This window comes from Synergistaceae bacterium (assembly GCA_031267575.1).
Lineage (GTDB): Bacteria > Synergistota > Synergistia > Synergistales > Aminobacteriaceae > JAIRYN01.
The window spans coordinates 1-12,016 of record JAIRYN010000050.1; the positions used below are offsets into that span (position 1 = coordinate 1).

Here is a 12,016-nt window from a genome sequence, read left to right on the forward strand (position 1 = left end):
TACAACCGTAAGCCCGGATATACGCAAATGGCAGACAAATACGCCGCGAGGGAGTGGATTTGTCGTGAATTGAGTGAGAGAGGTTACGAATATCCCGACAGTTTTTTACCTGCGGTGTACGGTAAATGGGACTGTTTCGACGCAATCGATTTTTCGAATCTGCCCGATTCTTTTGTGCTCAAGACCAATCACGACAGCGGAACAGTCGTACTTGTTCCCGATAAATCGAAATTCGACGCCAAAGCCGCCAGAAAGAAGCTCACAAAAAGTTTGGCGAAGAATTATTACACACGCGGGAGGGAGTATGTATACAGAGATATAAAGCCCTGCATCTTCGCTGAAGAATGCTTGGGTTATAACATCAATGATTATAAATTTTTCTGCTTCGACGGAAAGGTTCGCGTCCTATATGTTGTTTTTGACCGATCTATTAAACCCAAGATCAATGTTTACACACCAGATTGGAATTTTATTCCGTTACAGATAGAATACCCCAATGACCCGAATCATATCATTCCCCGACCCAAAGTTTTGAGCGAGATGATAAAAATTGCCGAAATCCTGTCCCAGGGTATGCCGTTTTTGCGTGTGGATTTATACAACATTCTTGACAGAATTTATATTGGCGAGCTGACATTCTATCCCACAGGTGGCTACATTTTATTTTACCCCGATTCATACAATGAAATATTCGGAGAGTGGATTAAATTACCGGATACGAAAACGCTTTAATAAACGTTCAAGCTCAAACAGCGAAATATACACGCAATCATACGGCCTTTGGCTGGTTGGTGTTTAATAAGGCGGTCAAGTGTGAAATAAGCGAGGCCAAGCGATGGTCTTGTGAAATAAAAAACTGGCGCCAGTCATTTCTCAGATCATTTCTCAGATCATTTTGCTCATTTTTCGGAGTTTAGACTCCAAAGTTCACCGTCACAGTGGTTCCTTCTCCTAAGCGGCTCGTCAACACCACTTTTGCGTTACAGGCTAGGGCGATATGCTTGACGATCGCGAGCCCCAGACCTGTCCCCCCCGTTTTTCTCGACCGAGATTTATCCACTCTGTAAAATCGCTCGAATACCCTGGCCTGCGCTTCTTCTGGAATCCCTATGCCCGTGTCCGAAACGGACACCGTGACGCGCCCGTCATCCCTCTCGTCTCTACCGACCGACACCTTCACGGCGCCCCCTGGTTTGTTGTACTTGACAGCGTTGTCGATAAGATTATAAAACATTTCGTAGATCATGGCGCGGTTTGCCTTGAGGACAGCCTCCTTTCCCGCCACGGGCACATCTATGGTCACGGAAATTTCGTTTTCCTCGGCCTTTAACGCCAGCGCATCGACGGCCTCTCCGGCGACGGCTGCCAGGTTCACGTCCTCGATGGTCTCCAGAGACCTCCCCTCAACCATCTCGGAGATCATCATAATGTCCTCCACCAGGGCGATCAAACGTGTAGCCTCGTCTTTAATTTTCTCGGCGAAGGAAGACCGATCTTCCTCCTTGGCCATACCGTTCACGAGCATCTCCGCGTAACCTGATATACTCGTAAGCGGTGTTTTTAGCTCGTGGGAAACGTTGGCGGAAAACTCGCGGCGTATTTTCTCTGCCTTAGCTCGTTCCGTGGTGTTCAGAAACAAAATAATCGCACCGCTGTGGCTCACGGAGCTGAAATACACGCGGTATGTTTGGCCGGAACGCTCCAAGTCCATTTCTCCGCTGCGACCAGAGAGAGCGTTCCGCATGTTTTTCAGGAGGTCGATATCTCGCAGAAGTTCCAAAATGTTTTTTCCTTCCATTGATTTCGGGGCCATTGATTTCGGGGCCGACTCTTTTGCCGTTTCGGCTCCGAAAATACGTAAAACGCTTTTGTTGGCGGAAAGAATGATTCCCCGCCCATCGACGAGAACAACGCCCTCCCTCATGTTGTCCATGATTGCGTCGATGGTGTCCGTCTTCCTTTGTAAATCTTCCAGTTGCTCGATAATGCGCCCGCGTTGTGCCGTTATCGCGCGGACGAAAGGGGACAGTTCCTCGTAAGGTGGTGTTAGCACTGTGTCGACCTGTACCTCATTAATGGGTTCTACGATGCGGTTCGTCAGTTTCCCGGCGACGACGTTGCCGGCGACGACAATAGCCAGCGCTGCACAGACAACGACGGGCAACGCTCCACCGAACATTGAGAAAGCGCTCCTGGTGGTTTTCGCCGCGCGCAAAATTTTGCCGTCCGAGAGCCTAACCGCGTAATAATACGTTTCCTCCCTCAGCGTGGAGGAGAAACGTTTGATCTCCCCAACGCCAGATTCGAGGGCCACTTGCACTTCTTTCCGATCCAAGTGGTTCGGTAGGCTTTCCGCTTGGACGGTGTTATCGTACTCCACCGTCCCATCCGGGTCTATGACGGAAACGCGCAAGTCATTCATGTCCACGGAACGCCCCGTAGAATATCCCATAGAATATCCCATAGAATATACGGATGGAAACGCTGCTATCGCCGCTACGGAGGAGCCGTCTTTGAAGAATTCCACGCGCTCTCTGACCCCCGCTTGTACCGCGGAGACAAATTGACCATAAAAAACGGCACAGAGCGCAAAAGAGGTGACCAAAACACCGCTCATGGCCAAAAGTAACATACTGACATAAATTCGTTTTTTCACGTGTTCGCTTCCCGCCTCTATTTTCTTTTTATTTTTTTACTTTCCCGCTTTGTACCCCACATTGCGCACGGTCTTGATGATGCCACCCGCCTTGCCGAGCTTTTGGCGTAGAGATTTCACGTGCATGTCCACCGTTCGGCTTTCGCCGCAGTAATCAACCCCCCACACCTGGTCCAGAAGCTTCTCCCGGCTCAGCACGATATCTTCGTTCATCATCAGGTAATGGAGCAACTCGAACTCTTTATAGGTCAAGATCACTTCCTTGCCCTCCACGCGCACGGTGCGCCTGCGGTTGTCCAAAACGACCCCGGCGACTTCCATCTTCCCGGAGGTTCTCCTTTCCTCCTCCGCTTCGCTTCGGCGCAATACGGCCCTTACCCGAGCGATGGCCTCCATCACGGAAAAGGGCTTCGTGATGTAGTCGTCCGCGCCCAGGTCCAGCCCCCTGATTCTGTCGTGCTCGGCGCTTTTCGCAGTGAGCATGATGACCGGGATCCACTTGGTGTGGTCCGACGCCTTCAGGCTTTTGAGGATGGAGATTCCGTCGTTCCCCGGAAGCATGATATCCAGCAAAACCAAGGAGGGTAGAACCGTTTTGATCTGGGCGAAAAAACGCTCCCCCTCCGCGAACCCCGTGGTCTCGAAACCCGCAGAGTTCAGGGCATAGGAGACCAAATCCCGGATGTTGTCGTCGTCCTCAACCACGTATATTGTTTGCAGAATGTACCCTCCCTTATGCCCTGAACTCTACAACACTTGTTTATTTTTGTGTTTTCCCGTAATCGAAAAGATAACCCACTCGGCGATGTTCACGGCGTGATCTCCTATGCGCTCATAGTACTTCGCGATCTGCAATAGGTCAAAGGCCTGTTCTCCATTTTCCACGTTTTCGTGCACCAGCCCGATCAACTCTTTCTTGATCGTCGAGTACACGTCGTCCACCACGTCGTCATAAGCGATGACCGCTTGGGCCAGAGCCAGGTCTTTTTTCACGAAGGAGTCAATGCTCTCCTTCACCATCTTGATGGTGCCGGCCGCCATAGTGGAAATGTGCTCCAGTTTCTTAATGTAGGTTTGGCCGGCCAGGTAAACGCAGAGTTCCGAGATATCCGCGGCATGGTCTCCTATGCGCTCCATATCCGTAATCATCTTGAGCGCCGTTGACACCTGACGCAGATCTCCAGCCACCGGTTGTTGGTGCAACAACAGCTTCAAGCACATGCTCTCGATGTCGCGTTCCTGCTCGTTGATCGCTTCGTCTCCAGCGATGATCTGTCGCGCCGCCTCCACGTCCTGCTCCTCCAGGACCTTCGTCGCCCGGGCGATGGCGTGCTCGACGAGGGCACCCATTTCGATCAAACTCGTATTTAGCTTCGATAGTTGCTCGTCAAAACGGAGCCGCATTATCCAAACCTCCCCGTAATATAATCCTCGGTTCGCTTGTCTTGGGGTAGAGCGAACAAGGTCTCAGTCCCGCCGTATTCAACGAGATCCCCTAGTAACAAAAAAGCCGTGTTGTCGCTGATTCTAACGGCCTGTTGCATGTTGTGCGTCACGATGACAATGCTGTAGTTTTCGCGTAAAGTCAGCAGCAGCTCCTCTATTTTACCGGTGGAGATGGGGTCCAGGGCACTGGTCGGCTCGTCCATCAACAACACCTCCGGCGCCACGGCCAGAGCGCGGGCGATGCACATGCGTTGTTGCTGTCCCCCCGACAGCCCCAGAGCGGATTTTTTCAGTCTGTCCTTGACCTCGCCCCAAATCGCCGCCTTCCGCAAAGAAGCCTCGACGACTTCGTCCAGTTCGTATTTCGACCGGACCCCGTGAGTGCGAGGGCCGAAAGCGATGTTGTCGTACACGTTCATGGGGAAAGGGTTGGGTTTTTGAAAAACCATGCCCACGCGCTTACGAAGGCTATTGACGTTCATGTCCCCATACACATCTTCGCCGAAAAGTCGCACGCCGCCGGTTATCCTGCAATCCTCCACAAGATCGTTCATACGGTTGAGGGTCTTGAGCAGCGTGCTTTTTCCACACCCGGAGGGTCCTATAAAGGCGGTGATTTTTTTCGCCTCGATGTCCATGGAGATATTTTTCAGAGCATGGAATCCTCCATAATACAGGTGGAGGTCTCGAATTTCGAAGCAGTTCATTCTTGGTTTCCAATCCGTCGCGAGATTTTCGCCGACGCCATATTGATGAGGATCACTACGACCAGTAGCACCACCGCGGTGGCGTAGCTCTCGTTCGTGTGAAGTCCCTCGGTGGACAGGGCGTACATATGAACCGACAAGGTCCGAGCCGATTGCATGGGGTTGCTGGGAATCTGGGCCACGGTGCCGGCCGTGTAGATCAAGGCAGCGGTCTCGCCCACGATACGGCCGGTGGACAGGATTACGCCTGCCAGGATTCCAGGCATAGCGGAGGGCAGCACGATTTTGAAGACCGTGCGCAGCTTCCCCGCGCCTAGCCCGAAGGCTCCTTCACGGTAGGCGTCGGGAACGGATTTCAGTGCCTCTTCGCTGGACCGCATGATGAGGGGCAGGATCATGATGGACAGGGTAAATACCCCGGCCAACACGGAGTAACCCCAGCCCATGAACAGAACGAAAAACAAGCTGCCGAAAAGCCCGTACACGATGGACGGAATACCGGACAACGCCTCTGTGGTCACCCGCACCAAGGTTACCCACCGGCTCCCTCGCTTGGCGTACTCCGTCAGGTAAATCGCCGCGAAGACCCCCAGAGGAGTCGTGATAACGAGGGCCATAGGGGTCATCAAGACGGTGGAGACCAGGGCCGGAGTCAGAGAAACGTTCTTGCTGTTATAGGACGGGGAAAAAAGAGACGGCGTGAGATGAGGAACACCCTTGACGAAAATGAAAATCACGAGAAACGACAAAACGCCCAAGGTCACCAGAGCAGCCCCGTGGGTGATTAACGCCATGAACAGCTCCGATAATTTTTTATTTTTCATAATTTTCCTCCCCTTTTGAGAGCGGAAAAGCTCAGGTTGGTGACCAGAACGAACAGAAACAGCACGACGCCGGTGGCGATGAGGGTTTCACGATGAAAATCCGCGGCGTATCCCATTTCGATGACGATATTGGCCGTCAAGGTACGAACTCCTTTCAACAGAGATACCGGCATCCGCGCTTGATTACCCGCCACCATGATGACCGCCATTGTTTCCCCGATGGCCCGTCCGATGCCCAGAATGATCGCGGCGAAGATACCGGATTTCGCCGCGGGCAAGGTCACGAAAAACACGCTGCGGTAATGTCCAGCGCCCAAAGCCAGCGCGCCCTCGTAATAGGATTCGGGGACCGCGCGGATAGCGCTTTCAGCAATAGCTACGATAGTAGGCAGGATCATGATGCCCAGCAAGACGCAGGCCGACAAGATGCTGTTCCCAGTGATGGGGACGATAACCACCATGCCAAAAAAACCGTACACTACGGAGGGGATGCCCGCGAGAAGCTCCACACCGGGTTTGATGAAGCGGTAGAATTTTTTCGGGCACACCCTGGCTAGATAGATGGCGGACAGTACTCCCACCGGAACGCCGATCAAAATGGCCCCGGCCGTCACGTACAAGCTCCCTAGAATCATGGGAAAAATGCCGAAAGCGGGAGGCACGTCGGAGGGAGACCACTCCTTACCCAGCAGAAAACGGAAAAGACCGATCTTCCCTATTGCCGGAAGACCGTTCCGCAACAGGAAAAAGCAGATCAACCCCACCGCGAAAATAGAGACAAGCGCCGAGGCAAAGAAGACGGCGCTCATCAGCTTTTCTTTCAGATCTCTCATTTTCTTTCAGATCTCTTACAGATCTCTTATTTTCTTTCAGATCTCTTATTGTCTCTTATTGTCTTTTACTTAATTGAGGCAAGTCGCTCCATCGAGTCGCCTCGCCCGTGAAAATAGATTTGATCTGATCTTGCGTCAAGTTTGTTAAGGGATTTTGGTTGTTCGCGATCACCGCGATGCCGTCCAGAGCGATTTGAATAGAGGAAAGAACTTCCAGTTCGCTGGCCCTGAGTTCCCGGCTAGTCATAGCGATGTCACAGACTCCGGTGATCGCGTCGTTCAGCCCCGCGGACGAGTCGCTCTGCTGGATTTCCACGGCGGCGTTGGGGTTGAGGGTGATATAGGCTTCTTTCAGGCGTTCCATGACCGGCGTCACCGAGGAAGAACCACTCACCACGATTTTACCGGCGGATTTGCCGCCGGAGTAGGCCGGAGGGTTGTCACCGACGGCAATGTAACCCTGAGCGACAATCGCTTGCCCCTCGGCGGAGAGGATAAAGGCGATGAAGTCCTTAGCCAACCCTGCGGCCTCGCCCTTGGTGGCAATATTGAAGGGTCTGGCGATGGTGTATGTCCCGTTTTTCACGTTCTCCACGGTGGCCTTGACGCCGCCGATATCCAGAGCTTTCACCGTCTGGTTGAGGGACCCCAGGGAGATGTAGCCGATACCATATTTGTTCCCCGCGATATTGATCATCATGACGTTAGTCTGGTTGGCGATGACCGCCTCTTTCGTGGTCATGTCTTTTCTTGTCCCGTCGGCATTTCTGACCTCGATGCCGAAAAGCTCGATAAACGCTCCTCGGGTTCCCGACCCGTCTTCCCGCGACACGACCCCGATGTCCTGAGTCCTGTCGAAAGCAGCGGCTCTGCCCTGAGCGGTGGCAGCGTAGCCGCATCCCGCCAATAGGGACACAACCATCACCAGAGAGAGCAGTACACCTGTCGCCTTCTTCATGTTCATGATGTTCATGCTTTTCATTTCTTCTCTTCCTTCCCTTCCTTGCTGAATTTGTTGTGCTGAATTTGTTGTTCGGAAGAAATATTAGAGGAAGCATGTATAAACTAAACGAAGCCGCATGTAAAAACGGTGTAAAAAATGCCAGGTTCCTTTAAGGAAAAGCACAACTGAGACTCCAGGATATCTGACCCCTTCCTTGTTGTCCGCCGAGAGGTTATAATAGATTTTATCTTACCCGCAAAGGACGGTGAGACGCGCGTGGACGCAGGACCAAGTATCAACTTGCCTCCCTCGTATCCAACCCAGAGATACGCACGATGTTGTATTTCAATTTTGACCGGCGGCGGTGCGCGCGCGTGGAAAATGAGAAAAATTCGGGTGATCCGTTAGCCTGTAGGTTTCCTTCTGTGCCGCGCCTCCTCGGCGAAAAGGAGGTATTCCCTATGGAAACGAACGTTGCGGAACCAAGCATCGCCGAACTGCTGAAAACCAAGAAACACAAGGAGTTGCAGCGTCGCGTGACGGACGCTAATCCCATTGACTTGGCCGAGGAATTCGAGATTCTCAACCGAGAACAACAGGCCGTCCTGTTTCGCTCCTTGCCCAAGGACGCGGCGGCAGACGTCTTTGCTCACCTCCCATCGGAGACCAAAGAAAACCTGATAGCACTCCTAACCGATCCCGAGCTGGGGCACATCGTCAACGACCTTTTTCTCGACGACGCGGTGGATTTCATCGAGGAGATGCCTGCGGATGTGGTGAAACGTGTCCTGAAAAATGCCAGCGAGGACACGCGAAAGCAGATCAATCAGCTTCTTCAATATCAGGAGGACTCGGCAGGCAGCATCATGACCACGGAGTACGTGGACCTCAAAAAAGAAATGACGGTGGAAGAGTCCTTTGCCCGCATCCGCCGAGTGGGAATGGACAAGGAGACCATCTATACCTGTTACGTGATCGATAAAAACCGAACGCTGGACGGCGTTGTCACGGTGCGGACTCTGTTGCTGGCCAACAGCGCGGAGCGGGTGGAGGACCTCATGGAAACAAAGCTGATTTACGCCGCCACCGGCGACGACCGCGAATACGTGGCGGAACTTTTTCAGAAGTACGATCTGATCGCCCTGCCGGTGGTGGACACGGAGAAACACCTGGTAGGTATCATCACGGTGGACGACGTCATGGAGGTTCTAGAAAAGGAAAATACGGAAGATTTCTATAAGATGGCAGCCATCGAGCCTTCGGACGAACCCTACTTGACCTCCGGTATTTTTAAACTGGCAAAGCAACGGATCTTTTGGCTTTTGGTCCTGATGATCTCAGCTGTATTCACAGGAAGCATCATCACCCGCTACGAACACATCTTCGCGGTCTTCCCCGCTCTTATAGCGGCGATACCTATGCTTATGGACACCGGAGGCAACGCGGGCTCCCAATCCTCCACCGTCATCATTCGCGGCATAGCGGTAGGGGAACTCCATCTCTCCGACTGGATGAAAATTCTGTGGAAGGAAGCCCAAGTTAGCGTTCTGGTGGGGGGGATGTTGGGGGTTTTCAACGTGGGGTTCCGATGGTTCGTGAGCGGCAGTCTTAGCCTTGGACTAACGGTCGGCTCCAGTCTTTTCGCCACAGTGGTTCTGGCTCAGACTCTAGGTTGCCTGTTGCCACTTCTCGCCAAACTTCTACGATTTGACCCAGCTCTGATGGCCGCTCCTTTAGTCACCACGTTGGTGGACGCCAGTTGTCTGCTCGTCTACTTCAGCGTAGCGGAGACCTTTATGCGTTAAGGAAGCGAGTCGCGCTTAGAGGACCCTATAGGAACGGGTATGAAACAGGTATGAACTGTTCGTTTGAAATATGATTAAATCTATGTTAATATACATAATTATGAACAGGTTAGTAAGCATATTAGTAAGCATAAGTGAAGCATCTAAAATATTGGGCGTTTCGATCACAACGCTACGGTGTTGGGAGAAAGTCGGGCGTGTCAATATGAGCTCAATCTAATGAGTATCGCAAGACGATTGCTTGCGCCCGTGTTTTCAGCCATGGTGCTTCCAGCCATGATCAGAAAGAAGATTTTGAATCTATAAAGAGGATTTTAAATCTATCAAGAAGATTTTGAATCTATTTAGACAGATTTGAGTAGGTATGATGGAATAGGACATGAAAATGAGCTCAAAAATAAAGCTGTTTGTCAAGGATGCTGTATCGCGTTACACGTATATTCTGTGCGCGGGTTCTGTTATTGGAGCCTTTTATGCCCTGAATCCGCGATTTTTATCTATGTATTCGGTACAGAACATGTTGGTGGAGGCTGCGCCGCTGCTTTTGATGGCGGTCGGGATATCTTTCGTGCTTTTCACGGGCTGCATTGACCTTTCGACCGGCGCCGTGGCCTCCTGTGTCTGTGTTTTGACGGGCACCTATGTGGCGACCGTCGGTCACTCGATCATTCCGCTCATGATCCTACTGGGCGGTGTCGCCGGGGCCGCGAACGGCTATATCACGACGAAGTTCAAGGTTCCTTCTTTCATCGCGACGCTCTGCACTCAGAGCGTGTGGAAATGCGTAGCGCTCGTTCAATCCGGTGGAGGCTCCAAAAACATTCCCATACCGAGTCGTGGCTTGGTCCTATGGGCGTCGAGGCCCTTTCTGAACTTCCCCATGCTTTGCTGGATCGCGCTTGTCGTGCTTCTGCTCTTTTTCTTCATACAGCAAAAAAGCATTGTGGGCAAACATATCTTTGCCGTGGGGGCAAACGAGAGAGCGGCTCGCGTGGCCGGGATCGACACGGCGAAAGCCAAAATATACGCTTTCATCTATTCGGGGCTGGGCAGTGCCCTCGCCGGAATAATGTACGCCTATAAACTCAAAAGCAGCGTTCCCAATATCGGAGATCCTCTAAACCTGATGGCGATATCGGCCGTGGCTCTGGGAGGCACGTTGATGTCAGGAGGTAAGGGAAGCGTGTTTAGAACTCTCGTGGGGGTCTTGACCGTCACGGCGATTTCGTCCGGCATGAACATGGCCGGGGTTGACGCGTTCTGGAAGGACATCGTGTACGGCGTGGTTTTGATCGGGGCGATAGCGATCAACTCCGAAAAAGGTGTGCGCGATTTGGTCGTTAGGTGACAAAGGTTCTGACGGTGTGGGCCGAAAGACTTCCTGCTCGCTGAAGGCGCATTTTTGTTTTTTAATGATACGAAAAGATACGAAAAAAAGAGACCGTGATAGACAATGAATGACCTACGGGATGATTTTACTTGGAGGTTGCTTACTGACAGTGGTATCAAAAAAGGTATGCGGGTTCTGGATGTAGGGTGCGGCACAGGCGATTTGAGTTTTTTGGCATCGGAGCTTGTGGGGGATAGTGGAGCAGTGGTAGGATTTGACATTTCTGAAAATGCCCTGGTCGCAGCGAGAAGTACAGTAGAGAAAAAAAGCCTCTCAACAGTAAAATTTGTACAGGCGGATATATCCGAACTGCCCGACGACATCGGTATATTTGACGCGATAATTGGCCGCAGGATTTTGATGTACCTAAACAATGCAGCCCAAGGTATTGATTGCCTGCTTCCTCATTTAACGGCGACCGGGAAAATGGTTTTCCAGGAAAGCGATTGCATGGCATCTTCTTTTTGTGCTCTATCAATGCCGTTGCATACAAGGGTGCAGTCGTGGATATGGGATACCGTGGCAAAAGAGGGGGGCGATATCCATATCGGGAGACGGTTGTATTCTCTTATGAAAAACGCAAAACTAAAGATATTGCAAATACGCGCAGAGGCAATTTTGCACACATGCGAATCCGGTAGTGATTTGGGATGGGTCGCCAAAATTATGGCGCCTCGTATGATTTCGCACGGTGTTGTGACCGCAGAAGAAATGGATACTGACGCCTTGGAAGATAGACTTCAATTAGAACTGAGCGATAGCGATACTCCTTTTATTCGGGACATGGCCTTTGGTGTATGCGCAGGAAAACGTTTTGATCAGTCTTGAATTTTACCGTCATTTCACCAACTATGCCATTTTGAGCAGCCAAAGCAACACCAAAAGCGACATTCTCAACATAACACTTGCACATCTTTAGCGTTGCGACTATCGGCCCAATAAAATTGCTGCCTCCAATCATCAATATTCTCATATAACCACTTTCTTTTGCCTGCTTGCTATTTAAACCTTCAATTTAAACCTTCAATCTTCTGGCGCCGGACGGCAAGAGAGGACCGCGCCGGAGGTTTCGTGCAACGTCAATGTGACTTTTTTGTCCCGGAACATCTCCACAAACCCCTCCCTCGAACAAATATTGTCCCGTGTGTCCTTAAAAAGACAGGTTCCCGCCAAAGGAGCCGATCCCACCTGCTCGTTCTGCCAAACCTATGCAAACCTGAATAAATCTGATCAAATATGATCAGGAGCAAGTTTACTGTTGGCTTCCTGCTTCACTGAGGCCAGTTTCACCGCCATCTCGCGACGACGGCCAGAGCTTTCCTCTCCACAGGCTGACACCGTGGAACTCACGGCGTATTTTCTTAAATTGACTGCGGCGTTTACGTCACGATCATGACGTGCGCCACATTGCG

14 protein-coding genes are annotated in these 12,016 nt (G+C 51.6%); 5 read left to right on the forward strand and 9 right to left on the reverse strand.

The genetic code is table 11. The features are described 5' to 3' along the window. Positions 1-732: hypothetical protein (locus tag LBJ36_08010; protein MDR1378981.1), on the forward strand; the 732-nt coding region annotated here is incomplete at its 5' end. A gap of 181 nt (positions 733-913) precedes the next feature. Here LBJ36_08010 and LBJ36_08015 read toward each other — a convergent pair. The 7 genes from LBJ36_08015 to LBJ36_08045 all read right to left on the reverse strand — a co-directional run bounded on the left by LBJ36_08015 (position 914) and on the right by LBJ36_08045 (position 7,448). After that, positions 914-2,617 carry a PAS domain-containing protein gene (locus LBJ36_08015; protein ID MDR1378982.1) on the reverse strand — a complete coding sequence of 568 codons (1,704 nt, stop codon included), beginning with the start codon at positions 2,615-2,617 and terminating at the stop codon, positions 914-916. A gap of 75 nt (positions 2,618-2,692) precedes the next feature. Next, entirely contained in the window at positions 2,693-3,361 is a 669-nt protein-coding gene (locus LBJ36_08020) for a response regulator transcription factor (protein MDR1378983.1), read from the reverse strand. Positions 3,362-3,403: 42 nt separating this feature from the next. Continuing rightward, positions 3,404-4,060, reverse strand: a complete 657-nt coding sequence (gene phoU / locus LBJ36_08025; GenBank protein ID MDR1378984.1) for a phosphate signaling complex protein PhoU — start codon at positions 4,058-4,060, stop codon at positions 3,404-3,406. Next, entirely contained in the window at positions 4,060-4,809 is a 750-nt protein-coding gene (gene pstB / locus LBJ36_08030; GenBank protein MDR1378985.1) for a phosphate ABC transporter ATP-binding protein PstB, read from the reverse strand. The genes phoU and pstB overlap by 1 nt, the downstream gene beginning before the upstream one ends. Beyond that, positions 4,806-5,633 (reverse strand): phosphate ABC transporter permease PstA, encoded by an 828-nt coding sequence (gene pstA, locus LBJ36_08035; GenBank protein ID MDR1378986.1) that lies wholly within the window; start codon positions 5,631-5,633, stop codon positions 4,806-4,808. The genes pstB and pstA overlap by 4 nt, the downstream gene beginning before the upstream one ends. Next, entirely contained in the window at positions 5,630-6,466 is an 837-nt protein-coding gene (gene pstC / locus LBJ36_08040; protein ID MDR1378987.1) for a phosphate ABC transporter permease subunit PstC, read from the reverse strand. The genes pstA and pstC overlap by 4 nt, the downstream gene beginning before the upstream one ends. 55 nt (positions 6,467-6,521) lie before the next feature. Beyond that, complete coding sequence (locus tag LBJ36_08045; protein MDR1378988.1) at positions 6,522-7,448, reverse strand: substrate-binding domain-containing protein; 927 nt, start codon at positions 7,446-7,448, stop codon at positions 6,522-6,524. 422 nt (positions 7,449-7,870) lie between these two features. Between LBJ36_08045 and mgtE the strand changes: the two genes are divergently transcribed. The 4 genes from mgtE to LBJ36_08065 all read left to right on the forward strand — a co-directional run bounded on the left by mgtE (position 7,871) and on the right by LBJ36_08065 (position 11,432). Next, on the forward strand, positions 7,871-9,214 hold the full coding sequence (mgtE, locus tag LBJ36_08050) for a magnesium transporter (GenBank protein MDR1378989.1): 1,344 nt from the start codon (positions 7,871-7,873) through the stop codon (positions 9,212-9,214). Positions 9,215-9,314: 100 nt separating this feature from the next. Then, the gene (locus tag LBJ36_08055; protein ID MDR1378990.1) at positions 9,315-9,434 is read left to right on the forward strand and encodes a MerR family DNA-binding transcriptional regulator; all 120 of its coding nucleotides are present in this window, start codon (positions 9,315-9,317) and stop codon (positions 9,432-9,434) included. A 165-nt stretch (positions 9,435-9,599) separates the two neighbouring features. After that, the gene (locus tag LBJ36_08060; protein ID MDR1378991.1) at positions 9,600-10,562 is read left to right on the forward strand and encodes an ABC transporter permease; all 963 of its coding nucleotides are present in this window, start codon (positions 9,600-9,602) and stop codon (positions 10,560-10,562) included. Positions 10,563-10,667: 105 nt separating this feature from the next. Continuing rightward, a complete protein-coding gene (locus LBJ36_08065) occupies positions 10,668-11,432 on the forward strand; it encodes a methyltransferase domain-containing protein (protein MDR1378992.1) in 765 nt (254 codons plus the stop codon). Positions 11,433-11,627: 195 nt separating this feature from the next. On the opposite strand, the gene LBJ36_08070 is transcribed toward LBJ36_08065, so the two are convergent. Both LBJ36_08070 and LBJ36_08075 read right to left on the reverse strand, forming a co-directional pair. After that, the gene (locus LBJ36_08070; GenBank protein MDR1378993.1) at positions 11,628-11,792 is read right to left on the reverse strand and encodes a hypothetical protein; all 165 of its coding nucleotides are present in this window, start codon (positions 11,790-11,792) and stop codon (positions 11,628-11,630) included. A gap of 42 nt (positions 11,793-11,834) precedes the next feature. Beyond that, a partial coding sequence (locus tag LBJ36_08075; protein ID MDR1378994.1) for a transposase occupies positions 11,835-12,016 on the reverse strand: 182 nt, incomplete at its 5' end.

Bases quoted from the DNA above. Each gene is read 5' to 3' on its own strand.
- LBJ36_08065 (MDR1378992.1), top strand. From the start codon at position 10,668: ATGAATGACCTACGGGATGATTTTACTTGGAGGTTGCTTACTGACAGT.
- phoU (MDR1378984.1), bottom strand. From the start codon at position 4,060: ATGCGGCTCCGTTTTGACGAGCAACTATCGAAGCTAAATACGAGTTTG.
- LBJ36_08015 (MDR1378982.1), bottom strand. From the start codon at position 2,617: ATGAGCGGTGTTTTGGTCACCTCTTTTGCGCTCTGTGCCGTTTTTTAT.
- LBJ36_08045 (MDR1378988.1), bottom strand. From the start codon at position 7,448: ATGAAAAGCATGAACATCATGAACATGAAGAAGGCGACAGGTGTACTG.
- mgtE (MDR1378989.1), top strand. From the start codon at position 7,871: ATGGAAACGAACGTTGCGGAACCAAGCATCGCCGAACTGCTGAAAACC.
- LBJ36_08060 (MDR1378991.1), top strand. From the start codon at position 9,600: ATGAGCTCAAAAATAAAGCTGTTTGTCAAGGATGCTGTATCGCGTTAC.
- LBJ36_08055 (MDR1378990.1), top strand. From the start codon at position 9,315: ATGAACAGGTTAGTAAGCATATTAGTAAGCATAAGTGAAGCATCTAAA.
- pstA (MDR1378986.1), bottom strand. From the start codon at position 5,633: ATGAAAAATAAAAAATTATCGGAGCTGTTCATGGCGTTAATCACCCAC.
- pstC (MDR1378987.1), bottom strand. From the start codon at position 6,466: ATGAGAGATCTGAAAGAAAAGCTGATGAGCGCCGTCTTCTTTGCCTCG.
- pstB (MDR1378985.1), bottom strand. From the start codon at position 4,809: ATGAACTGCTTCGAAATTCGAGACCTCCACCTGTATTATGGAGGATTC.